Annotated in this window: 19 protein-coding genes; 11 read left to right on the top strand and 8 right to left on the bottom strand. The window is 71.7% G+C overall.

Features of this window, described 5'->3' with window-relative positions:
• Positions 1–113: 113 nt before the first annotated feature.
• Positions 114–911, bottom strand: coding sequence for a carbon-nitrogen family hydrolase (locus ABT360_RS04785; protein ID WP_351810694.1), 798 nt, complete (start codon positions 909–911; stop codon positions 114–116).
• A 168-nt stretch (positions 912–1,079) separates the two neighbouring features.
• Here ABT360_RS04785 and ABT360_RS04780 point away from each other — a divergent pair, with 168 nt between their 5' ends.
• On the top strand, positions 1,080–1,904 hold the full coding sequence (locus tag ABT360_RS04780) for a maleylpyruvate isomerase family mycothiol-dependent enzyme (protein ID WP_351810693.1): 825 nt from the start codon (positions 1,080–1,082) through the stop codon (positions 1,902–1,904).
• A gap of 6 nt (positions 1,905–1,910) precedes the next feature.
• On the opposite strand, the gene ABT360_RS04775 is transcribed toward ABT360_RS04780, so the two are convergent.
• Both ABT360_RS04775 and ABT360_RS04770 read right to left on the bottom strand, forming a co-directional pair.
• On the bottom strand, positions 1,911–3,215 hold the full coding sequence (locus tag ABT360_RS04775) for an MFS transporter (protein WP_351810690.1): 1,305 nt from the start codon (positions 3,213–3,215) through the stop codon (positions 1,911–1,913).
• Positions 3,212–3,853 carry a GntR family transcriptional regulator gene (locus ABT360_RS04770; RefSeq protein ID WP_351810687.1) on the bottom strand — a complete coding sequence of 214 codons (642 nt, stop codon included), beginning with the start codon at positions 3,851–3,853 and terminating at the stop codon, positions 3,212–3,214. The genes ABT360_RS04775 and ABT360_RS04770 overlap by 4 nt, the downstream gene beginning before the upstream one ends.
• 292 nt (positions 3,854–4,145) lie before the next feature.
• Between ABT360_RS04770 and ABT360_RS04765 the strand changes: the two genes are divergently transcribed.
• Positions 4,146–5,072 (top strand): D-alanyl-D-alanine carboxypeptidase family protein, encoded by a 927-nt coding sequence (locus ABT360_RS04765; RefSeq protein ID WP_351810684.1) that lies wholly within the window; start codon positions 4,146–4,148, stop codon positions 5,070–5,072.
• Between the two features lie 64 nt (positions 5,073–5,136).
• Here ABT360_RS04765 and ABT360_RS04760 read toward each other — a convergent pair whose 3' ends face one another.
• Genes ABT360_RS04760 through pdhA form a run of 3 tightly spaced genes read right to left on the bottom strand, consistent with a single transcriptional unit; the run spans position 5,137 to position 8,740 of the window.
• On the bottom strand, positions 5,137–6,564 hold the full coding sequence (locus ABT360_RS04760; RefSeq protein ID WP_351811027.1) for a dihydrolipoamide acetyltransferase family protein: 1,428 nt from the start codon (positions 6,562–6,564) through the stop codon (positions 5,137–5,139).
• Between the two features lie 29 nt (positions 6,565–6,593).
• On the bottom strand, positions 6,594–7,574 hold the full coding sequence (locus ABT360_RS04755; RefSeq protein ID WP_351810681.1) for an alpha-ketoacid dehydrogenase subunit beta: 981 nt from the start codon (positions 7,572–7,574) through the stop codon (positions 6,594–6,596).
• A gap of 2 nt (positions 7,575–7,576) precedes the next feature.
• Positions 7,577–8,740 (bottom strand): pyruvate dehydrogenase (acetyl-transferring) E1 component subunit alpha, encoded by a 1,164-nt coding sequence (gene pdhA / locus ABT360_RS04750; protein WP_351810678.1) that lies wholly within the window; start codon positions 8,738–8,740, stop codon positions 7,577–7,579.
• 357 nt (positions 8,741–9,097) lie between these two features.
• On the opposite strand from pdhA, the gene ABT360_RS04745 reads away from it, so the two are divergent.
• From ABT360_RS04745 to ABT360_RS04735, 3 genes are all read left to right on the top strand, one after another.
• On the top strand, positions 9,098–9,760 hold the full coding sequence (locus ABT360_RS04745) for a response regulator transcription factor (RefSeq protein ID WP_351810675.1): 663 nt from the start codon (positions 9,098–9,100) through the stop codon (positions 9,758–9,760).
• A gap of 137 nt (positions 9,761–9,897) precedes the next feature.
• A complete protein-coding gene (locus ABT360_RS04740; protein ID WP_351810672.1) occupies positions 9,898–10,323 on the top strand; it encodes a pyridoxamine 5'-phosphate oxidase family protein in 426 nt (141 codons plus the stop codon).
• Between the two features lie 15 nt (positions 10,324–10,338).
• On the top strand, positions 10,339–11,352 hold the full coding sequence (locus tag ABT360_RS04735; RefSeq protein ID WP_351810669.1) for a phosphotransferase: 1,014 nt from the start codon (positions 10,339–10,341) through the stop codon (positions 11,350–11,352).
• 28 nt (positions 11,353–11,380) lie between these two features.
• Here the strand turns inward: ABT360_RS04735 and ABT360_RS04730 are convergent, their stop codons facing one another.
• A complete protein-coding gene (locus ABT360_RS04730) occupies positions 11,381–13,072 on the bottom strand; it encodes a protein kinase domain-containing protein (RefSeq protein WP_351810666.1) in 1,692 nt (563 codons plus the stop codon).
• A 345-nt stretch (positions 13,073–13,417) separates the two neighbouring features.
• On the opposite strand from ABT360_RS04730, the gene ABT360_RS04725 reads away from it, so the two are divergent.
• The 6 genes from ABT360_RS04725 (at position 13,418) to ABT360_RS04700 (ending at position 20,903) form a co-directional block, all read left to right on the top strand.
• Positions 13,418–15,019: a protein kinase domain-containing protein gene (locus ABT360_RS04725; protein WP_351810664.1), complete on the top strand. Its 1,602-nt coding sequence runs from the start codon at positions 13,418–13,420 to the stop codon at positions 15,017–15,019.
• 121 nt (positions 15,020–15,140) lie between these two features.
• Entirely contained in the window at positions 15,141–15,788 is a 648-nt protein-coding gene (locus tag ABT360_RS04720) for a hypothetical protein (protein ID WP_351810661.1), read from the top strand.
• 86 nt (positions 15,789–15,874) lie between these two features.
• Positions 15,875–16,537: a PadR family transcriptional regulator gene (locus ABT360_RS04715; protein ID WP_351810658.1), complete on the top strand. Its 663-nt coding sequence runs from the start codon at positions 15,875–15,877 to the stop codon at positions 16,535–16,537.
• Positions 16,538–16,629: 92 nt separating this feature from the next.
• Positions 16,630–17,400, top strand: coding sequence for an ABC transporter ATP-binding protein (locus ABT360_RS04710; RefSeq protein ID WP_351810655.1), 771 nt, complete (start codon positions 16,630–16,632; stop codon positions 17,398–17,400).
• Positions 17,397–20,261: an ABC transporter permease gene (locus ABT360_RS04705; RefSeq protein WP_351810652.1), complete on the top strand. Its 2,865-nt coding sequence runs from the start codon at positions 17,397–17,399 to the stop codon at positions 20,259–20,261. Before ABT360_RS04710 ends, ABT360_RS04705 begins: the two co-directional genes overlap by 4 nt.
• Before the next feature lie 99 nt (positions 20,262–20,360).
• Positions 20,361–20,903, top strand: coding sequence for a bacterial proteasome activator family protein (locus ABT360_RS04700; RefSeq protein WP_351810649.1), 543 nt, complete (start codon positions 20,361–20,363; stop codon positions 20,901–20,903).
• Positions 20,904–21,207: 304 nt separating this feature from the next.
• Here the strand turns inward: ABT360_RS04700 and ABT360_RS04695 are convergent, their stop codons facing one another.
• Positions 21,208–22,197 carry an NAD(P)H-quinone oxidoreductase gene (locus ABT360_RS04695; protein ID WP_351810646.1) on the bottom strand — a complete coding sequence of 330 codons (990 nt, stop codon included), beginning with the start codon at positions 22,195–22,197 and terminating at the stop codon, positions 21,208–21,210.
• Positions 22,198–22,202: the final 5 nt, after the last annotated feature.

Genomic DNA, 22,202 nt, shown 5'->3' with positions numbered 1-22,202 from the left:
GGAGCCCCGGCGGGCACGTGCCCGGGCGGGCGGACACGTGCCCCGACGGGCAGGCACCTGCCCCGACGGGCAGGCACCTGCCCCGGCGGGCGGGCACCCGGCGGGCGTGAGCGTCAGGCGCGCGGTGAGGGCACGCCCAGGCGGCGGTCCTTGAGGGCGGGGAACTGGTCGCGGGTGGTGGCCACGAGGGCCGGGTCGAGGTCCACCGTGAGGACCTCCTCCGCCTCGCCCGCCTCCGCGAGGACCTCGCCCCAGGGGTCGACGACGAGGCTGTGGCCCGCCTGGGGGACGCCCGCGTGGGTGCCGGCGGTGCAGCAGGCGAGGACGTACGCCTGGTTCTCGACCGCGCGGGCGCGGGCCAGCAGGGTCCAGTGCTCGCGGCGGCGCGCGGGCCAGCCGGCCGGGACGGCGAAGGCGAGGGCCCCGGCGTCGACCAGGCCACGGAAGAGTTCCGGGAAGCGGAGGTCGTAGCAGGTGGCGACGCCCAGCGGCAGGCCGGGCACGGGGACGGTGACGAGTTCGTCGCCCGCCGCCATCATCACGGCCTCGCCCTTGTCGAAGCCGAAGCGGTGGATCTTGCGGTACGAGGCGACGAGGTCGCCGGACGGGGAGAAGACGAGGGCGGTGTTGTAGAGGGCGCCGTCGGGGGCGCGTTCCACGATGGAGCCCGCGTGCAGCCAGACGGAGGCGTCCGCGGCCGCCTTCGCCATGGCCTCGTGCGTCGGGCCGGTCAGCGGCTCGGCCTCGGCCTCGAACGACTCGTACGCGAAAGCTCCCACCGGCCACAGTTCCGGCAGGACCACCAGGTCGGCGACCCCCCGCTGTTCGGCCACCAGGGAAGTGACGCGGGCTCTGCGGGACTTGGGCGATTCATCCGGATCTACTGCGATCTGGAGCAACGAGGCGCGCACACTACCACCGTCCTGGCATTCGAGTCGTCAACACGGGCCTACGATCGTCACACGAAAGCACTGCCGGGGTGCCTGCCCGCAGCGTACTGTTTCTTTCCGGGGGCCACCCCCGGACCCCCGGTAGCTGCCGCAGCACCCAGCCCGCGTACGAACCGCCCGAGGGGTCCCGTGACCGTCCATCCCAGCCTCCAGCCCTACGCCGACGCCTGGACCCACTCCATCGAAGCGATATCCGAGCTGGTGCAGCCGCTCGTCGAGGGGGAGTGGAATCGAGCCACGCCCTGCCCCGGCTGGTCGGTGCGCGACATCGTGTCGCACATCATCGGCATGGAGTGCGAGATGCTGGGGGACCCGCGCCCGATCCACTCGCTGCCGCGCGATCTCTTCCACGTACGCAGTGACTTCGCGCGCTACATGGAGATGCAGGTCGATGTGCGCCGGCACCACACCGGGCCGGAGATGACCGCCGAGCTGGAGTACACGCTCATCCGCCGCGCCCGCCAGCTGCGCAACGAGAACCGCTCCCCCGAGACCCTGATCCGCGCCCCGCTCGGCGCCGAGCAGTCCCTGGAACTGGCCTACCGGATGCGGGCGTTCGACGTCTGGTGCCACGAGCAGGACCTGCGCACCGCGCTCGTCAAGCCGGGCAACCTCGACTCCCCCGGCGCGTACGTGGCGCGCGACAACTTCCTGACCGTCCTGCCGAAGGTGGTCGCCAAGGACGCGGGCGCGCCGCCGAACACGGCGGTCGTCTTCGACGTGCACGGCCCGGTGGAGTTCCTCCGTACGGTACGGGTCGACGCCGACGGCCGTGGCTCCGTGGACGGCGCGCCCTCGCTGGGCCCGGCCGTGACGATCGCCACGGACTGGGAGACGTACGTACGCCTCGCCTGCGGGCGGGTGCGGCCGGCCGCCGTCGCGGACCGGGTCAAGGTGGAGGGCGACACGGAGCTGGCGGACGCGATCCTCCGCAGCTTCGCGATCACCCCGTAAGGTCCCTCACACGGGGACGTGGACGGTCTCCACCCGGCTCGCCACCAGCCGGTCCCGTTCCCGCCGGGCCGTGCGGGCCCGTAGCCGCATGATCTGCGCGACGCCCAGGGCCTGGAGCACGAAGACGGCACTGAAGGCGATCCGGTAGTCACCGCCGGTGGCGTCCAGCAGGACGCCGACGGCGAACAGGGTGGTGATGGACGCGGTGAAGCCGCCCATGTTGACGATGCCGGACGCCGTGCCCTGCCGCTCCGGCGGGTTCGCCGGCCGGGCGAAGTCGAAGCCGATCATCGACGCGGGCCCGCAGGCGCCGAGGACGACGCACAGGGCGGCCAGCAGCCACATCGGGGCGTGGGCGCCCGGGTACGCGAGGGTGGCCGCCCAGACGGCGGCGGTGGCCGCGACGGTGCCGAGCGCGAGCGGCACGCGGGCTCCGTGGTGGCGGGCGATGATCTGGCCGTAGGTCATGCCGAAGACCATGTTGGAGAGCACGGTCAGCGTCAGCATGTCGCCGGCCGCTCCGCGGGACAGGCCCTGCCCCTCGACGAGGAAGGGCAGCCCCCACAGCAGCAGGAACACCATGGCCGGGAACTGGGTGGTGAAGTGCACCCACATGCCGAGCCGGGTGCCGGGCTCGCGCCATGACTGGACGATCTGCCGGCGGACGTACGCCACGCCCGCGTGGTGCGCGGGCTCCGGCTCGTACCCCTCGGGGTGGTCCTTCAGGAACACCAGGAGCAGCACGAGGACGACCACCCCGGCCAGCGAGCTGCCGGCGAACGTCGCCGTCCAGCCCAGCCCGTCCAGGGTCCGCGCGATCACGATCGTCGAGACGAGGTTCCCGACGACCCCGAAGAGCCCCGCGACCTGCGCGATCAGCGGGCCTCGCCGGGCCGGGAACCAGCGCGACCCCAGCCGCAGCACGGAGATGAAGGTCATCGCGTCGCCGCAGCCGAGCAGCGCGCGGGAGGCCAGCGCCATGCCGTACGAGGGCGAGAGCGCGAAGCCCAGCTGGCCGAGGGTGAACAGCACCACACCCAGGGTGAGGACCTTCTTGGTGCCGAGCCGGTCGACCATCAGGCCGACGGGTATCTGCATGCCTGCGTAGACCAGCAGCTGGAGGATGGAGAAGGTGGACAGGGCGGAGGCGTTGACGCCGAAGCGGTCGGCGGCGTCCAGGCCGGCGACGCCCAGGGACGTACGGAAGATGACGGCGACGAGGTAGACGCAGACGCCGACGCCCCAGACGAGGGCGGCGCGGCGGCCGCCGGGCGGGTCGGAGGGCAGGGACACGGCGGTGGAGCTGCTCACCGGCCCTCACCCCTGACCAGGACCTTGACGCGGCTGACATGGCGGTGCACGCACCGGGCGGCCTCCTCCGTGTCGCCGGCGCGGAGGGCGTCGAGGATCTCGGCGTGCTCGGCGATGTTCTTGGCGACGCGGTCGGGGTGGGCCTCCATCACGGCGACGCCCATGCGCAGTTGCCGGTCGCGCAGCTGGTCGTAGAGGCGGGAGAGGATCTCGTTGCCCGCGTGACGGACGATCTCGGCGTGGAAGCAGCGGTCGGTGACGGCGACGGCGGCGAGGTCGCCCTCGTCGGCGCGCAGCCGCTGTTCCTCCAGCAGGTCCTCCAGCCGCTCCAGGAGCGAGACCGGGGCGGGGACCGCCTTGCGGACGGCGAACTCCTCGACGAGGAGCCGGGTTTCGACGACGTCGGCGATCTCCTGTGCGGAGACGGCGAGGACCAGGGCGCCCTTCTTGGGGTAGAGCTTCAGCAGCCCTTCCATCTCCAGCTTGAGCAGCGCTTCGCGTACGGGCGTACGGGACACCCCGACGGCCTCGGCGAGCTCCCCTTCGGTGAGGAGCGTCCCGCCCTGGTAACGGCGGTCGAGGACGGCTTGCTTGACATGGGTGTAGACGCGGTCGGCTGCGGGAGGGGCGGAAGGCATGCACACAGCATAGATACAAGAGGGGTGCATCAGGGGGAGCCTGCGGGGAGGTAGGACGGAACTCACAGACCCCAGGGGCATCCTGTGCCCCACACCACGTGACCTGTATCACGTGGCCTGTATCACGTGGCCTGCATCACACTTACCGCTCATCCTCAGGAATCCCGAACTCCCGTACATCCCTTGGGCGGGTTCGGAGGTCTCCTCATGGGCACCGGTTTTCCGGCCCGCCAGGTTGAGGCGTTTTCGACGTCCTCGAGACTCGAACTCGGAGCGTTTTCTTTTGATATCGATGAACACGGCCGTGCGCCGCACCGCCACGGTTGTCCTCTCGGGCGGTCTGCTGCTGACCGCCTCCCCGCTCGCGGCCCCGGCCGCGGCGGCCACGCCGATCCCGTCCATCAGCGCCAAGGGCGCCTTCATGGTGGACCAGGCGGACGGCAAGGCCATCTACGGCAAGGCCAACACCACCCGCCGTCAGATGGCCAGCACGACGAAGGTCACGACCGCGATCGTGGTCCTCACCACACCGGGCGTGGACCTCAACCGCAAGGTGACCATCAAGCAGGAGTACCGCGACTACGTGGTCCGCAACGGCGCGAGCACCGCCGACCTGCGTACCGGCGACAAGCTGACCGTCCGCCAGCTGCTGTCCGCGATGATGCTGCCGTCCGGCAGCGACGCCGCGTACGCCCTCGCCGACACCTTCGGCACCGGCACGACCACCGCCGCCCGGACCAAGTCGTTCATCAGCAAGATGAACGCCAAGGCGAAGCAGCTCGGCCTGACGAACACGATGTACGACTCCTTCGACGGCATCTCGGCGGCCGGGTACAACTACACGACCCCGCCCGAGCTGGCGAAGATGGCCCGCCACGCCTTCAGCAGCGCCGTCTTCCGCGACATCGTCAAGGCGACGTCGTACAAGACCACGGCGACCACCAGCACCGGCGCCACGCGCACGTACACCTGGTACAACACCAACAAGTTGCTCGGCTCCTACAGCGGCGCCGTCGGCATCAAGACCGGCACCGGTACGGCGGCCGGCCCGTGCCTGGTCTTCGCGGCCACCCGCGGCACCAAGACCTACGTGGGCGTCGTCCTGAACGCCCCCGACCGCTTCAACGACGCGGCCAAGCTGCTGGACTTCGGCTTCGGCTCCACGACCGCCAGCACCATGGAGCTGCGCTCCCTCCCGTCGGGCGCCCAGCGCGACTGACCGGCACGCACACGGTGAAGGGCCCGGACGCGACTACGCGTCCGGGCCCTTCCGCGTACCGGGCTCAGGCCCAGGTGATCAGCCGCTTGGGCTGCTCCAGGATCGCGGCGATGTCCGCGAGCACCTTGGAGCCCAGCTCCCCGTCGACCAGCCGGTGGTCGAACGAGAGGGCCAGCGTGGTGACCTGACGGGGCTTCACCTTGCCCTTGTGGACCCACGGCTGGAGCTTGATCGCCCCGACCGCGAGGATCGCCGACTCGCCCGGGTTGAGGATCGGCGTACCGGTGTCGACGCCGAAGACGCCGACGTTGGTGATGGTCACCGTGCCGCCCTGCATGGCCGCCGGGGTCGTCTTCCCCTCGCGGGCCGTGGACACCAGTTCACCGAGAGAGGCGGCCAGTTCGGGCAGCGTCTTGTCGTGCGCGTCCTTGATGTTCGGCACGATCAGGCCGCGCGGCGTGGCGGCCGCGATGCCCAGGTTGACGTAGTGCTTGAGCACGATCTCCTGGGCGGCCTCGTCCCAGGAGGCGTTGATCTCCGGGTTGCGCTTGATCGCGACGAGCAGGGCCTTGGCGACGAGCAGCAGCGGGTTGACCCGCAGCCCTGCCATGTCCTTGTCGGACTTGAGCTCCTCGACGAGCTTCATCGTGCGGGTGACGTCGACCGTGATGAACTCGGTGACGTGCGGCGCGGTGAAGGCGGAACCGATCATCGCCTGGGCGGTGGCCTTGCGGACGCCCTTGATGGGGATCCGCGTCTCGCGCGTCCCGCCCGCCACGGCGGCCTCGGGCTGCGGCTCCGGCCGCGGGGCCGGCTGCGGTACGGGTACGGCGGCGGGCGCGGCGACCGAGGCGGCGGCCAGGGACACCGCGGCGTGCACGTCCTCGCGGGTGATGATCCCGTCCGGGCCGGTCGGGGTCACCGTCGCCAGGTCGACGCCCAGGTCCTTGGCCAGCTTCCGCACGGGCGGCTTGGCGAGGGGCCGGGAGGCGGGGGCGGCGGGGGCGGGGGCCACCGGGGCCGCAGGCGTGTGGCCGTTCAGCTCGCCCTGGACGGCGGCCTGGGCGGCGGCGCCCGCGGCGACCTGCTCCGCCGGGGCCGTGGCGCCCTTGCGCGGGCGGCGCTTGGTGGACGTCTCGGCGACGCCGTAGCCGACCAGCACGGGCTGCCGGCCCGTCGGCTGGGCGGGCTCACCGGTGCCGGCGGCGTCCTTGGCGGCAGGCTCCTCGGCGGCGGGCTGGGCGGTCTGCGGCTGCTCGGCGGCGGCGCCGGGGGCCACGTTCACCGAGATGATCACCTCGCCGACGTCGACCGTCGTGCCCTCGGGGAAGCGCAGCTCGTGGACGACCCCGTCGTACGGGATCGGCAGTTCCACGGCCGCCTTCGCCGTCTCCACCTCGCAGACGACCTGGCCGTCCGTGACGGTGTCACCGGGCTGGACGTACCACTTGAGGATCTCGGCCTCGGTGAGCCCCTCGCCGACGTCCGGCATCTTGAAATCGCGGATCACAGCGGGTCTCCCTAGTACGCGAGCGAGCGGTCGACGGCGTCGAGCACCCGGTCCAGGCCCGGCAGGTATTCCTCTTCCAGCCGTGCCGGCGGATACGGCGCGTGGTAGCCGCCCACGCGGAGGACCGGTGCCTCCAGGTGGTAGAAGCACCGCTCCGTGATGCGGGCGGCGATCTCGGCGCCGGAGCCGTAGAACACCGGGGCCTCGTGCACGACGACCAGCCGGCGGGTCTTCTCGACCGACGCCTGGACGGCGTCGAAGTCGATCGGGGACATCGACCGGAGGTCGATGACCTCCACGGACCGGCCCTCCTCGGCGGCGACCGCGGCGGCCTCCAGGCAGAGCTTCACCATCGGGCCGTACGCCACGAGGGTCAGGTCGGTGCCCTCGCGCACCGTGCGGGCCTTGTGCAGCTCGCCCGGGATGGCCTCGGTGTCGACCTCGCCCTTGTCCCAGTAGCGCCGCTTCGGCTCGAAGAAGATCACCGGGTCGTCGCTCTGGATGGCCTGCTGGAGCATCCAGTACGCGTCCGACGAGTTCGACGGCGAGACCACCTTGAGGCCCGCGACGTGCGCGAACAGCGCCTCGGGCGACTCGCTGTGGTGCTCCACCGCCCCGATGCCGCCGCCGTACGGGATGCGGACGACGACCGGCAGCTTGATCTTGCCGAGGGCACGGGCGTGCATCTTGGCGAGCTGCGTGACGATCTGGTCGTACGCGGGGAAGACGAAGCCGTCGAACTGGATCTCCACGACCGGGCGGTAGCCGCGCAGCGCGAGCCCGATCGCCGTGCCGACGATGCCCGACTCGGCGAGCGGGGTGTCGATGACCCGCTCCTCGCCGAAGTCCTTCTGGAGCCCGTCGGTCACCCGGAACACGCCGCCGAGCTTTCCGACGTCCTCGCCCATGACGAGGACCTTGGGGTCGGTCTCCAGGGCCTTGCGCAGCGACTCGTTGAGCGCCTTGGCGAGGGGGAGCTTCTGTACAGCCATGGTTACTTGACCTCCCCGTCCGCGAAGGACGCCTGGTAGGCGGCGAACTGCGCGCGCTCCTCGTCGACGAGCGCGTGCCCGTCGGCGTACACATGGTCGAACATCGCCATGTGATCGGGGTCGGGCATGGCTCGAACGGCCTCGCGGACGCGCTTGCCGAGCGACTCCGACTCCGTCTCCAGTTCCTCGAAGAACGCGGCGTCCGCCAGTCCCTGCTTCTCCAGGTACGTGCGCAGCCGCAGGATCGGGTCCTTGGCCTCCCACGCGGCCCGCTCGTCGTCGAGGCGGTAGCGGGTCGGGTCGTCGGAGGTGGTGTGGGCACCCATGCGGTAGGTGAACGCCTCGACGAGCGTGGGGCCCTCGCCGCGGCGGGCGCGCTCCAGCGCGGACCGGGTCACGGCCAGGCAGGCGAGGACGTCGTTGCCGTCGACGCGGACGCCCGGGAAGCCGAAGCCCTGCGCGCGCTGGTAGAGCGGGACGCGGGTCTGCTTCTCGGTCGGCTCGCTGATGGCCCACTGGTTGTTCTGGCAGAAGAACACGACCGGGGCGTTGTAGACCGCGGAGAAGGTGAACGATTCGGCGACGTCGCCCTGGCTGGAGGCGCCGTCTCCGAAGTACGCGATGACCGCGCTGTCGGACCCGTCCTTGGCGACGCCCATGGCGTAGCCGGTGGCGTGCAGGGTCTGCGAGCCGATGACGATCGTGTACAGGTGGAAATTGTTGCTGGTGGGGTCCCAGCCGCCGTGGTTGACGCCACGGAACATTCCCAGCAGGTTCGTCGGATCGACCCCGCGGCACCAGGCCACACCGTGCTCGCGGTAGGTCGGGAAGACGTAGTCGTCGTCCCTGAGAGCCCGGCCGGAGCCGATCTGGGCGGCCTCCTGGCCGAGCAGCGAGGCCCACAGACCCAGCTCGCCCTGGCGCTGGAGGGAGGTGGCCTCGGCATCGAACCGGCGGGTCAGCACCATGTCGCGGTACAGGCCGCGCAGCTCTTCGGGGCTGATGTCGATGTCGTACTCCGGGTGCTGGACGCGCTCACCCTCGGGCGTCAGCAGCTGTACGAGCTGGGGCTCGGCGCTCTGGGCGCCGGATGCCTTGGTTCCGCTCGCGCTGGTGCGCTTACTGCTGCGTCGCGGCTTGCGCGCGGCAGTGCCTTCCACGGTCACGTGCGTGCTCCTCCGTCTGTCCGGCCCCCGGGGTCCGCCGGGATGGCTGGGATCCCCCCTGCTCCTTCAGAGCCAGGGGGAGCGGCTCGCCTGTCTCCGTACGTGTGCACGGGGTGGGTGCCCTCGGCCGGGAACAGGCGTGACAGGTGCCCCGGCGAGCCCCCTGTCATAGGCACGTTACCCAGTGCACCGCATTACTGCGAAACCCCCTTTGACCTGCGTTTTTGCTTGGATTTCCAAGTAAATCGCAAAGGGGTGGACAAATGACTGGTCACAGCCTTGTGAGCCGCCGGAACAGGGGGCACGTTATCCCGCGCACCCCGGGCACGGGAAGAGTCAGTATGTGAGACTGAGGCCGTGCGCGAAGAAGGAAAAATCACCGTATTTCTGTTGGACGACCATGAAGTCGTCCGGCGCGGCGTCCACGAAATGCTCTCCGTCGAGGACGACATCGAGGTCGTCGGAGAGGCCGGCACGGCGGCAGATGCCCTGGTCAGGATTCCGGCGACCCGTCCGGATGTCGCGATTCTCGACGTACGTCTCCCCGACGGCAGCGGTGTCGAGGTGTGCCGCGAGGTGCGGGCCCTGGATGAATCCATCAAATGTCTGATGCTCACCTCCTTCGCGGACGACGAGGCCCTCTTCGACGCGATCATGGCCGGCGCCTCCGGGTACGTCCTCAAGGCGATCCGCGGCACCGAGCTGCTGACGGCGGTACGGGACGTGGCGGCCGGCAAGTCCCTGCTGGACCCGGTGGCCACCGCCCGCGTACTGGAGCGGCTGCGGGACGGCAACACCCCGAAGGGGGACGACCGGCTGGCGGCCCTGACCGAGCAGGAGCGCAGGATCCTCGACCTGATCGGCGAGGGGCTGACGAACCGCGCGATCGGCGAGCGGCTGCACCTGGCCGAGAAGACGATCAAGAACTATGTGTCGAGCCTGCTGTCGAAACTGGGCATGGAGCGGCGCTCGCAGGCGGCGGCGTACGTGGCCCGGATGCAGGCCGAGCGGCAGCGCTGACGTACGTACGCGTACAGGAGACCGCCGACGTACGCGTACATGGGACGGCCGACGTACGCGTACACGGGACTTAGGTCCCGGCGCGGGGGGCCGGGAGGCCTCTTTCCGGGCGGAGGGGCGTCGCCGAGAGTGGAGGCATGCCCTCCACCGACGCGATCGAGCTTCTCGGCCGGGTCCGCTACGGCCGGGTCGCGACGAGCAGGCGGGCGATGCCGTTCATGGCGCCCGCCCGGCACATCCTGGCCGACGGCGGGGTCGTCCTGCTGCTGCACCGCGGCCTGGGCTGTCACCGGACCTGCGACGGCGGCGTCGTGACGTACGGGGCGGACAACTTCGGCTCCGGCGCGGACCTGCTGTGGTCCGTCCAGCTCACCGGGACCGCACACGTCGTCGGCCGGCCGAGCGAGGACGAGCTGGCGCTGTTCGGGCCGGTGCCGCGCCGGATGGACGGCGAGCCGTTCGAACCGGCGTACCTGCGGATCGAACCCCGGTTCGCCACCGTCCACTCCCTGGACTGTTCCGTGGAGCGTTCCGCCGAGCGACATTCTCGACACGCTCCGTGATCTAACATTTGGTGAGTGCCGCGCTCATCTGCAACCGCCGCCCCACCCGTGAGTGCGCTCCTGCGCCGTTACGACAACCCGGGCGAGCCCCTCTCGTGCGTACCCGTCACCCAGGGCCTCCTGAACCGCGGCTACCGGCTCGCCACCACCCACGGCGCCTACTTCCTCAAGCAGCACCTGGACGCCCCCACCGCCGACCGCGACACCATCGTCCGCCAGCACCGCGCCACCCAGCGCCTGCACGCCCTCGGTGTCCCCGTGGCCCCGCCGCTGCCCGACGCGGAGGGCGACACCGTCGCGGAGATCGACGGCCGCTGCTACGCCCTGCACCCGTGGATCGAGGGTCGCCACCGGGCCGGCGCCCAGCTCACGGCGGCCGGCTCCCGCCGCCTCGGCGCGCTGCTCGGGCTCGTGCACACCTGCCTGGAGCAGGTCATGGAGTCCCACAGCGGCCATCAGTACCGCAGCGCCGACCCGGAGGAGACGTTCCGGGTCATCGACCGGCTGCTGGCCCTGGCGCGGGCCCGGCGCCCCCGGGACGCCTTCGACGAGCTCGCCGAGCACCGGCTGCTGGAGCGGCGGCGGCTGCTGGCCGACCATGCGCACCGCCGCCCGCCGCCGGCGTCGGCGGGCGGCTGGGTGCACGGGGACTTCCACCCGCTGAACCTGCTCTACCGGGGCGCGGAGCCCGCCGCGATCATCGACTGGGACCGGCTGGGCGTGCAGCCCCGGGCGGAGGAGGCGGTCCGGGCCGCCGCGATCTTCTTCGTACAGCCGGCCGGTGGCCTGGAGCTGGGGAAGGTACGCGCCTACGCGCGCGCCTACCGGCGGGCGGCCGGGGCGGACTCGGCGGAGCTGGCGGCGGCGGTGCACCGCGTGTGGTGGGAGCGGCTGAACGACTTCTGGATACTCCGCTGGCGCTACCAGCTGCACGACGGCAGGGCCGACCCGCAGTTTCCTGCGGCGTCGGCCCTGGCGGTGTGGTGGACGCGGGAGTACGAGGCGGTGTGCGACGCCTTCGCCGGGTGAAGCGGGGCGCGGGCGGCCGCCCGGGGGCTCAGGCTCCGCCGACGCCGGTGGTCGTGGCGCCCTGGTCGGTGTTGCCGGTGGTGGCGCCGCCCTGGTCGGTGCCGCCGGTGGTGGTCCCGCCCTGGTCGGTGCCGCCGGTGGTGGTCCCGCCCTGGTCGGTGCCGCCGTCGGTCGTCCCGCCCTGGTCCGTGCCGCCGTCCGTCGTCCCGCCCTGGTCCGTGCCGCCGTCCGTCGTCCCGCCCTGGTCCGTGCCGCCGTCCGTGGTCCCACCCTGGTCCGTGCCCTCGGTGGTGCCGGGCGTCGAGGGGACGCCGCCGGTCGGCGGGGGCGGGTTGTTGGTGTGGGGCTGCGAGGGGACCTCGGGGTCCTGGTTGCCCCAGTTGCCACCGTTGTTGCCACCGCCGCCGCCCGTCGAGCCGCCCGGGTCCTGCGTCTGCTCGTCGGTCTTCTCGTCGGACGGCGAGGGGCTGGTGGTGTCACCGGGCTTCGACGGCGCCGTGGTGGCCGGGGGCTTCTTGTTCTTGTCGTCCACCGGCTTCCTGGTCTGGTCGAGCGCGTACGCCACACCCGCCACGATCGCGATCAGCGCGAGCGCCGCGAACAGCCACATCTTGCCGCGGCCGCTTTTGCGGCCCTGCCCGCCGTCGTACGCGTACGCGCCGTCGTCCGGGTTCGGCGGCGGCAGGAGCGGGCCTTGCGAGGTGTCCCCGTGCGTGGGGTGGCCCATCGCGGTGGTCGCCGCGATTCCGACGGCCGCGGGGCGGCCGCCCTCGTGCATCTCGACCGGGCCGGTGTTCCAGGTGCCGGTGTGGCTGCCCTGCTGCTGGATCATCTGGAGCCCGTACTGGACCAGCCCGCGCATCTCCTCGGCGCTCTGGAACCGGTCGTCCGGGTCCTTCGCGAGGGCGCGCATGGCCAGCCCGTCCAGCTCCGGCGGGGCGACGTCGGAGACCTCGGACGGCGGGACCGGGATGTCCTGGACGTGCTGGTAGACCACGGACAACGGTGTCTCGCCGGTGAAGGGCGGGCGCAGCGCCAGCAGCTCGTACAGCAGACAGCCCGTGGCGTACAGGTCCGAGCGGTGGTCGACGGCCTTGCCGAGCGCCTGCTCGGGCGAGAGGTACTGCGGGGTGCCCATGACCATGCCGGTCTGGGTCATCGTCGACTGGGCGCCGTGCAGGGCCCGCGCGATGCCGAAGTCCATCACCTTGACGGCGCCGCTGTGCGTGATGATCACGTTCGCCGGCTTGATGTCACGGTGCACGATGCCGTGCTGGTGCGAGTAGGCGAGGGCCTCCAGCACACCGGAGACGATGATCAGCGCCTGCTCGGGCGGCGGCGCCTCCGCGTTGATCAGCAGGTCACGGATGGTGCGGCCCTCGACCAGCTCCATCACGATGTACGGCACGGACTGGCCGTTCACGACGTCCTCGCCGGAGTCGTACACGGCGACGATGGCATGGTGGTTCAGCCCGGCGACCGACTGGGCCTCGCGGGTGAAGCGGGCCTTGGAGACCGGGTCCTCGGCGAGGTCCGCGCGCAGCAGCTTCACGGCCACGGTGCGCCCCAGCCGTACGTCCTCGGCCGCGAACACCTCCGCCATGCCGCCGCGACCGAGACGATGGGTCAGCCGGTAGCGGCCGTCTCCGACGAGTCCGCCGACGCCCCAATCGGCGGACTCCGGCGCTCCGCCGCCGCCTGCCTCGGATTCGGATGCCATCAGTCCTCGCCGTCGTTTCTGTCCGCTTGCTCTGCGCGTGCGGTGTGCCGCCGTGTCTTAAGGGGTACTACGTCACGTCACGCTACAGCCTTCGCGCGCCGTGCCGGTTCGAGATTGACCGGCCATCCAACCCGCTCCACGTACACCTGTGCAAATTCGCGGCTGGTTCCATGGCGGTCCGGTACGAGTCCGGTAACACTTCCGAGACGCTTCTTGTGCGTACGGTCACGGAACGGGCACCCGGCTTGACGTGTCTCTGACCTCGGGCAGACTTGGGCCGTAAAACCGGATCACCGCGATTCACCGCGGCCACTTCACGGACGCGCGCGCACGGGGGAGCAAGACATGAGCCAGGACGGCGCACAGGGCCGCTATGCGGGCGGCTCGGTGGCGGGCGGCCGGTACCAGCTTCGCGACCTGCTCGGCGAAGGCGGCATGGCGTCCGTGTATCTGGCGTACGACAGTGCGCTGGACCGGCAGGTCGCCATCAAGACGCTGCACACCGAGCTCGGGCGCGAGCAGTCGTTCCGCGAGCGGTTCCGCCGCGAGGCCCAGGCCGTCGCCAAGCTCCAGCACACCAACATCGTGTCGGTGTTCGACACCGGCGAGGACGACCTCGGCGGCTCGCTGATGCCGTACATCGTCATGGAGTACGTGGAGGGCCAGCCCCTCGGGTCGGTGCTCCAGGCGGACATCCAGCAGCACGGCGCGATGCCCGCCGACAAGGCGCTCAAGGTGACGGCGGACGTGCTCGCCGCCCTGGAGACCAGCCACGAGATGGGCCTGGTCCACCGGGACATCAAGCCGGGCAACGTGATGATGACCAAGCGCGGCATCGTCAAGGTCATGGACTTCGGCATCGCGCGCGCCATGCAGTCGGGCGTCACCTCGATGACACAGACCGGCATGGTCGTCGGCACCCCGCAGTACCTGTCGCCGGAGCAGGCCCTGGGGCGGGGCGTGGACGCGCGCTCCGACCTGTACTCGGTCGGCATCATGCTGTTCCAGCTGCTGACGGGACGGATCCCGTTCGACGCGGACTCGCCGCTGGCCATCGCGTACGCCCATGTACAGGAGGAGCCGGTCGCGCCGTCCTCCATCAACCGGTCCATCACGCCGGGGATGGACGCGCTGGTGGCACGGGCGCTGAAGAAGAACCCGAACGAGCGCTTCCCGAGCGCGGCGGCCATGCGGGACGAGTGCCTGCGGCTGCTGTCGGCGAGCCAGGGCCAGACGAGCGCGCCGGTGATCGTGCAGGGTGCGCCGCACGCGAGCAGCGGCGCGGGGGTCGGCTCCGCGGTGTTCCCGCCGGTCGACCACACCACCCCGGCGCCCGGCCCGCACAGCGTCCAGACGCCGTACCAGCCCTACGGCACCCCGGCGCCCACGCCCTCCTACGGGTACCCGCAGCAGGCGCAGGCTCCCGCGTACCCGACGCCCACCCCGCCGCCGTACACGATCTCCCCGCAGACCTCCGCCCCGGCGCCTTCGAGCGGAAGCGGCGGCAAGAGCAACATGCCGCTGATCATCGGTGCGATCGCGGTCGCCCTGCTGGCGATCGGCGGTCTCGTCACGGCCATCGCCCTGAGCGACAACGACGAGGACCCGGGCACGCGCGCCGGCGGGGGCGACGCCAGCCAGTCGGCCGAGGCGGGCCACAAGCCGCCGGAGCGCCACCGGACGATCGAGACCACCGAGTGCACGGACGCCTCCGAGGACAGTGACGACCCGGCGAAGGTGCGCGCGCCCAGCTTCACGTACCACGACGTGATCTCGGTGAAGAGCTGTCTCCAGGCGGCGGGCTGGAAGTTCAACATCAGGGAAGAGGACAACCCGCAGTTCGCCGAGGACCAGGTGATCTCCCAGTTCCCGACCGAGGGGACGGCCGTGGTGCCCGGTAACCAGACGTTCGAGCTGACCGTCGCGACGGGTGACCCGGGCGAGTAACCCCTGTGGGTGGCCTTGGGGCCGCCCGGGATGCCGGAGCGCCACCCGCGTGTGACCCTGAGTGCGTTGTGGAGCCGGTCGTGACGGCTCCTGGCGGCTCGGCACGGGAGGGGGTCACCCGGTGGCTCCAAGGTTCGACGCACGGTGCGCGACGGCGGTCGCTGTCCTGCTGCTGGCCGCGTCCTCGATGTGGGGCGTCCCGGCCGCGTACGCGGAGGAGTCCGAACCCGCCGCGGAGCCGGACGTAGGTCTCGTCCGGCCCAGTGACAACGCCTCCGGTGCGTCCGCCGCCGCTTCTCCTTCCGCGTCGCCCTCGCCCTCTGCCTCCGGTTCGGGCTCCGGGCCCGGCGCCGTGCCCGGTTCCGTCCTCGGGCCGACGCGGAACGCCGCCGCCTCGCCATCCCTCGCCGGGCGGCCGGCCGGGGAGGGACGGCAGCGGCCCGGGCGGCCGGTGTCGCCGTCCGTGAGCGCGCCCGGGAGTGTGTCGCCGGGCGAGCCGTCCGGCCCGGCCGACCCGTCACGTACCGAAACGGCAACAGCGCCGGGCCTGCCGTGGGGCGAGGAGCCGGAGGCGGAAGCGGTACCGGAGACGGAGTCCCCGGCGGCCGCCGACACGCCGCACTCGCCGCCCGCCGCGGCGTACGAACCCGCCGCGCAAGCCGCCGACACCTTCGCTGACCGGCAGATTCCCGTGCTCACCCTGGGCGTGGGCCTGGCCATGATGGGCCTCGGGCTCGGCTTCCTCGGGCTGCGCATAAGGCGCCGCTGACCACTCGCCGTCCTCCTTGAGACGGACCCTCGAGGTCCGTCTGAGGACGCTTGTCGGCATGGACATACTCGGTATACATACTGAGTATGTCCATCCGTCACGGGCTCCTCGCCCTTCTCGAACGCGGCCCGCGCTACGGCTCGCAGCTCCGTACGGAGTTCGAGTCGCGCACCGGCTCGACCTGGCTGCTGAACGTCGGCCAGGTCTACACGACGCTCAGCCGTCTGGAACGCGACGGCCTGGTCGAGCAGGGCGGTGAGGACGAGGCCGGGCACGCGCTCTACGCGATCACCGGCGCCGGCCGGGAGGAACTCAAGGTCTGGTTCGAGAAGCCGGTCGACCGCACCAGCCCCGCCCGTGACGAGCTCGCCATCAAGCTCGCCATGGCGGTCGGCGCACCGGGGGTGGACATCCGGAACGTGATCCAGTCGCAGCGCCGCCACACCGTCAAGGCGATGCAGGACTACACCCGGCTCAAGGCACAGGCCATCACCGCCCTGGAGAGCGGGGCGGCGCGGGAACGGGACGATGTGGCGTGGCTGCTCGTCCTTGAACAGCTCATCTTCCAGACGGAGGCCGAGGCGCGGTGGCTCGACCACTGCGAGGCCCGCCTGATCCGGCTCTCGGCCGCCGCCGGGCCTCTTGGGGACGCCGGCCCCCGTGACCCGGCCGGCCCTCGTGACACCGCCCGGGCCGTACCCCCGCACGCGCCCGAGCCGAGCCGGGCGGCCTCCCGGCCGGGGACCTGACCGGCCCCGTTCTTCGCCGCACCGACCATCCCGTACACATCCGCTCCGTACGCCTGCGCCGCACGCGTACGTCCAAGGGGGGACCCCTCTCCATGTCATCGCCAGCGTCATCGCCCGCACGCTCGTCCCAGCAGCCTCCGCAGCCCGTGCTGCAACTCCAGAACCTGACCCGGGTCCACGGGTCGGGGGCCACCGAGGTACACGCCCTGCGCGGCATCGACCTCGACGTCTTCCCCGGTGAACTCGTCGCCGTGATGGGCCCGTCGGGCTCCGGCAAGTCCACGCTCCTCACCATCGCGGGCGGCCTCGACACCCCCAGCTCCGGCCGGGTGATCGTGGAGGGCACCGACATCACCGCCGCCGACCGCAGGACACTCGCCGCCCTCCGCCGCCGGAGCATCGGGTACGTCTTCCAGGACTACAACCTCATCCCCGCGCTCACCGCCGCCGAGAACGTCGCCCTGCCGCGCGAACTCGACGGCATCTCCGCCCGCAAGGCGCGGCGCGAGGCGATCGCCGCGCTGGAGGAGATGGACCTCGGGCACCTCGCCGACCGGTTCCCCGACGAGATGTCCGGCGGCCAGCAGCAGCGCGTGGCGATAGCCCGGGCGCTGGTCGGCGACCGGCGGCTCGTCCTCGCCGACGAACCGACCGGCGCCCTGGACTCCGAGACCGGTGAGTCCGTGCTCGCGCTGCTGCGCGCCCGGTGCGACGCGGGCGCCGCGGGCGTCCTGGTCACCCACGAGCCCCGGTTCGCCGCCTGGGCCGACCGGGTGGTGTTCCTGCGGGACGGCGCGGTCGTCGACCAGACGGTCCGCAGCGACGCCGACTCCCTGCTCACGGGCCAGGCGGCCGAGCGGTGAACAACTGGTTCCACTCATGGCGTGCCGCGGTGCGCATCGCCCGCCGTGACGCCTGGCGATTCAAGGGCCGCAGTTTCCTGGTCCTGGCGATGATCGCCCTGCCGATCCTCGGTGTCAGCGCCGCCGATCTGACCCTGCGCACCTCGGAGTTGTCCACCGAGGAGAAGCTGGCCCGCACGGTCGGTGCCGCCGACGCCCGGATCGTCGACCCCGGCTACGGCGGGGTGCCGATCCTCCAGCACCCGCTGGAGGAGAACTCCATGCCGGTGGGCGACTTCGAGAACAAGCCGTGGCCCGAGGGCACGACGGACGTCACCAAGGCCTTCCCCGCGAACTCCACGGTCCTGACCGACTCCGTGGGCGGCGGCAAGATCCGCACCGCCCACGGCCTCCTCCAGACCGAGATCCGGGAGCTCAAGGCGGCCGACCCGATGGCCAGGGGCATCCTGTCCCTCCAGGACGGCCGGTTCCCCGAGAAGCCCGACGAGGTCGCCGCGACGACCCACTTCCTGGAGTCCAGCGGGCTCGGCATCGGTTCGACGGTGGCCGCACGGGGCCTCGACCGCGAGTACCGGATCGTCGGCGCCTACGAGCTGCCCGACGACCTCAAGGCCGATCAGCTGAACGCACTGCCCGGGGCCTTCCTGGACCCGCTGGGCAAGGCGGTGGACGCGGCCGGGCTGGCCGGAACGGGCAAGAGCACCACGCACCTGCTGGCCCTGCCCCGTTCGGCGGGCAGCGACGGTTTCACGTGGAACATGGTCAAGGAGGCCAACGCCAAGGGCGTCATGGTGATGTCGCGTGCGGTCGCCCTCGCCCCGCCGGCCGACTCCGACGTCCCGCTGTTCCAGCAGGACGGCTGGGGCGACTACGGCGACAGCGCCGCCGCCCAGGCCGCCGCGCTCGCCGCAGCCGGAACCATCGTGGGCCTCGCGATGCTGGAGATCTGTCTCCTGGCCGGTCCCGCCTTCGCCGTCGGCGCCCGGCGCTCGCGGCGCCAGCTCGGGCTGGTCGGTGCCAATGGTGGTGACCGCCGCCACATCAGGGCGATCGTCCTGGCCGGCGGGCTGGTGATCGGCTTCGCCGCCGCTGTCGTCGGCACGGTGCTCGGCGTGATCCTGACCTTCGCGCTCCAGCCCGTGCTGGAGGACTACATGGGCCAGCGCTTCGGTGCCTTCGACATCCGGCCGCTGGAATTGCTCGGCATCGGACTGCTCGCCGTGCTGACGGGCCTGCTGGCCGCGGTCGTTCCGGCCGTCACCGCGTCCCGTCAGACCGTGCTCGCCTCGCTCACCGGCCGCAGGGGCGTGCGCCGCAGCAGCCGGGTACTGCCCGTCGTGGGCCTGATCGCCGCCCTGCTCGGCGCCGCGATCGCGCTGTACGGGTCGGTCTTCTCGGACGAGTTCATCCTCGTCGCGGGTGGCAGCGCCCTCGCCGAGCTGGGTGTCGTCGCGATGACCCCCGCCCTGGTGGGCCTGTTCGGGCGCACCGGCCGCTGGCTGCCGCTCTCGCCGCGCCTGGCGCTGCGGGACGCGGTGCGCAACCGGGGGCGTACGGCCCCCGCCGTCGCCGCGGTGCTGGCCGCGGTCGCGGGCACGGTCGCCGTGGCCACGTACCAGGCGAGCGACGACGCCCAGCAGCGGGCGGCGTACGAGGCCCGGTTGCCGCACGGTGCGGTCTCCGTCGTCGTGCAGGAGGGCGGCGGACGGGACGTCCCCACGGTGAGCGACGCGGTGCAGAAGAACCTGCCCGTCGACGTGCGGGCCGATGTGGACCGGATCGTCGTGGGCAAGGCCACCTGCGAGATGTACGGGGACGCCAAGGGCTGCGGCCGTCACGAGGTCGTCACCCCCAAGGCCAACGAGTGCCCGCTGTGGGTGTATTCGCCCGACGGCTCGGACGCGTCCGACAAGTACACCAAGGCCGAGCGCCGCAAGCTCGCCCAGGACTGGCGCTGCAAGGAGACGCCGAGCATGGCGTACACCGAGACCGGCCTGGTCGTCGCCGATGCCAAGCTGCTGAAGGTGCTGGAGATCCAGGACCCGGCGGCCGAGAAGGCACTGGCCGAAGGAAAGGTCGTGTCGTTCTCCCGCACGATGGTCGACGCCAAGTGCAAGCTGCGCATCAAGCTGATCGCCGACTCCGACAAGGCCGAGGAAGCCATGGCGCAGGGCAAGGAGCCGCCGGGCGAGATCAAGTCGTTCGACGCGTACCAGGTCGCCCGGGGCACCGAGTCCTACGGTCTGGCCGGCATCCTGCCGCCTGCCGCGGCCAAGGCGGCGGGCATCACGACGGTGCCGTTCGGCGCGTACTTCTCGACCGACCGGATGCCGACCACGGAGCAGCGCCAGAAGCTCGACGAAGACCTCGCCACGACAGGTGCCGGCGCCGAGCTCCATGTGGAGGAGGGCTTCGTCAGCGAGAACAGCATCGTGCTGCTGGCGCTGACCGTCTTCGCCGGGCTGATCACGATCGGTGCGGCCGGTATCGCCACCGGTCTCGCCCAGGCGGACGCCGAGGCCGACCTGAAAACGCTGGCCGCCGTCGGTGCGCCGCCGCGGGTACGGCGGACGCTGAGTGGCTTCCAGTGCGGGGTGGTCGCCGTGATGGGCGTGCTGCTCGGTTCGGCGGCAGGCGTCCTGCCGGCGATCGGGCTGCGGCTGACCGAGCGGCGCCAGCAGATGAACTGGTACGAGGCGGCACTGGACCAGGGTGGTCTGATGGACATGCCGCATGTGCCGATCATCGTCCCGTGGGAGACGCTGGCCGCCCTGCTCGTCGTCGTCCCGCTGGGCGCCGCGGTCCTCGCCGCGCTGGTGACCCGCTCGCGCGGGGCGCTGGCCCGGCGCGCGGCGACGTAACGGGCAGGAACGTTGCGCTTGTGCCCCCGTACGAGGGTGGATCACCCTCGTACGGGGGCAGACCGTGTGGTGACGCACCTGTGCGAGAGAATGGCTGGCATGGAGATGCCGAGGAATGAACGGTCGCATGAGAACCCCCAGATCCTGGTCGTAGGCCAGGACGGCATGGCGCTCGGCGGCGGTGACGGTGACGACGAGTCGCGCGAGGTCCCGGTGACGGAGATGGTCGAACAGCCCGCGAAGGTCATGCGCATCGGCAGCATGATCAAGCAGCTTCTGGAAGAAGTCCGCGCGGCACCTCTCGACGAGGCCAGCCGGGTGCGCCTGAAGGAGATCCACGCCAGCTCGGTGAAGGAGCTGGAGGACGGCCTGGCGCCGGAACTGGTGGAGGAACTCGAGCGTCTCTCCCTGCCGTTCACGGACGAGGCGATCCCCTCCGAGGCAGAACTGCGCATCGCGCAGGCTCAGTTGGTGGGCTGGCTGGAGGGCCTTTTCCACGGTATCCAGACGGCGCTGTTCGCCCAGCAGATGGCGGCCCGCGCCCAGCTGGAACAGATGCGCCGGGCGCTGCCGCCGGGCGCGCCGACCGATGACGACGACGACCGCGGCCACGGCGCCATCCGCTCGGGCCCGTACCTCTAGCCCCACCCGGGGCCCGGCTGCTCCGGGGCCCGGTCGATCCGGGGGCCCGCCCGAGGCCCGGCCCACCCTGTGCGCCGGGCCCGGTCCCTGCCGGCGGCCGGTTGACCCGGGACCCGGTTGATCCGGGACCCGGTTGATCCGCGGCCCGCTACAGGGTGGGCGGATGGGCCGGGTGAAGGGCCAGGGGGCGGATGGGCCGGGTGAAGGGCCCAGGGTGGGCGGCCGTGGCCGCGAGACGAGTGGCCCTTGCGACCAGGGCCCGGGCCGTGGGCCCGGGCCGGGCCGGCGGAGTCCGGCGTGGGGCTCAGGCGGCGGTCGGTGTGACCAGCAGGACCTTGCCGACGTGGGAGCTGTCCTGCAGCGTCCGGTGGGCCTCCGGTGCCTCCGGCATGGGGTACGTGCGGTCCACGACCGGGCGGACGGCACCCGCGCCGATCAGCGGCCAGACGTGCTCCCGTACGGCGGCGATGATCGCGGTCTTCTCCTCCAGCGGCCGCTTGCGCAGCGACGTCGCCGTGACCGCCGCGCGCTTGCTCAACAGGGCGCTCAGGTCGAGCTCGGCCTTCCGGCCGCCCTGGAGGCCGATCACCGCGAGCCGGCCGTTCACGGCGAGCGCCTCGATGTTCCGCTCCAGGTACTTGGCGCCCATGATGTCGAGGATGACGTCCGCGCCCGCCCCGTCCGTCGCCTTGTGCACCTCCTCGACGAAGTCCTGCTCGCGGTAGTCGATCAGGATGTCCGCGCCCAGCTCGGCGCAGCGCGCCAGCTTCTCCGGGCCGCCCGCCGTCACCGCGACCCGCGCGCCCACCGCTTTGGCGAGCTGGATCGCCATCGTGCCGATGCCGCTGGCACCGCCGTGCACCAGGAGCGTCTCACCCGGCCGCAGGTGCGCCACCATGAAAACGTTCGACCAGACCGTGGCGGTCACCTCCGGCAGCGCCGCCGCCGTCACCAGGTCCACGCCTTCCGGCACGGGCAGCAACTGCCCCACCGGCACGGTGACCTTCTCGGCGTAGCCACCCCCCGCCAGCAGCGCGCACACCTCGTCGCCGACGGCCCATCCGGCCGCCCCCGGTCCGAGGGCCGCGATACGGCCGGAGCATTCGAGGCCCGGGTACGGGGACGCACCGGGCGGAGCATTGTAGAAACCCTGCCGTTGCAGGAGATCGGCACGGTTGACGGCGCTCGCCACCACCTCGACGAGGACTTCTCCCTCGCCGGGGACGGGATCGGGGACCTCGGCCCAGACGAGCGCCTCGGGACCACCGGGTTCAGGAATTGTGATCGCATGCATGGCCG

This window comes from Streptomyces sp. NPDC000229 (genome assembly GCF_040300825.1).
In the GTDB taxonomy this organism is placed as follows: domain Bacteria; phylum Actinomycetota; class Actinomycetes; order Streptomycetales; family Streptomycetaceae; genus Streptomyces.
The sequence above is the reverse complement of the archived record's forward strand: the minus strand, read 5'-3'. Positions and strand labels throughout refer to the sequence as shown.

Bases quoted from the DNA above. Each gene is read 5' to 3' on its own strand.
- ABT360_RS04770 (WP_351810687.1), bottom strand. From the start codon at position 3,853: ATGCCTTCCGCCCCTCCCGCAGCCGACCGCGTCTACACCCATGTCAAG.
- ABT360_RS04765 (WP_351810684.1), top strand. From the start codon at position 4,146: ATGAACACGGCCGTGCGCCGCACCGCCACGGTTGTCCTCTCGGGCGGT.
- ABT360_RS04760 (WP_351811027.1), bottom strand. From the start codon at position 6,564: ATGCCGGACGTCGGCGAGGGGCTCACCGAGGCCGAGATCCTCAAGTGG.
- ABT360_RS04755 (WP_351810681.1), bottom strand. From the start codon at position 7,574: ATGGCTGTACAGAAGCTCCCCCTCGCCAAGGCGCTCAACGAGTCGCTG.
- ABT360_RS04740 (WP_351810672.1), top strand. From the start codon at position 9,898: ATGCCCTCCACCGACGCGATCGAGCTTCTCGGCCGGGTCCGCTACGGC.
- ABT360_RS04730 (WP_351810666.1), bottom strand. From the start codon at position 13,072: ATGGCATCCGAATCCGAGGCAGGCGGCGGCGGAGCGCCGGAGTCCGCC.
- ABT360_RS04725 (WP_351810664.1), top strand. From the start codon at position 13,418: ATGAGCCAGGACGGCGCACAGGGCCGCTATGCGGGCGGCTCGGTGGCG.
- ABT360_RS04715 (WP_351810658.1), top strand. From the start codon at position 15,875: ATGTCCATCCGTCACGGGCTCCTCGCCCTTCTCGAACGCGGCCCGCGC.
- ABT360_RS04710 (WP_351810655.1), top strand. From the start codon at position 16,630: ATGTCATCGCCAGCGTCATCGCCCGCACGCTCGTCCCAGCAGCCTCCG.
- ABT360_RS04700 (WP_351810649.1), top strand. From the start codon at position 20,361: ATGGAGATGCCGAGGAATGAACGGTCGCATGAGAACCCCCAGATCCTG.
- ABT360_RS04695 (WP_351810646.1), bottom strand. From the start codon at position 22,197: ATGCATGCGATCACAATTCCTGAACCCGGTGGTCCCGAGGCGCTCGTC.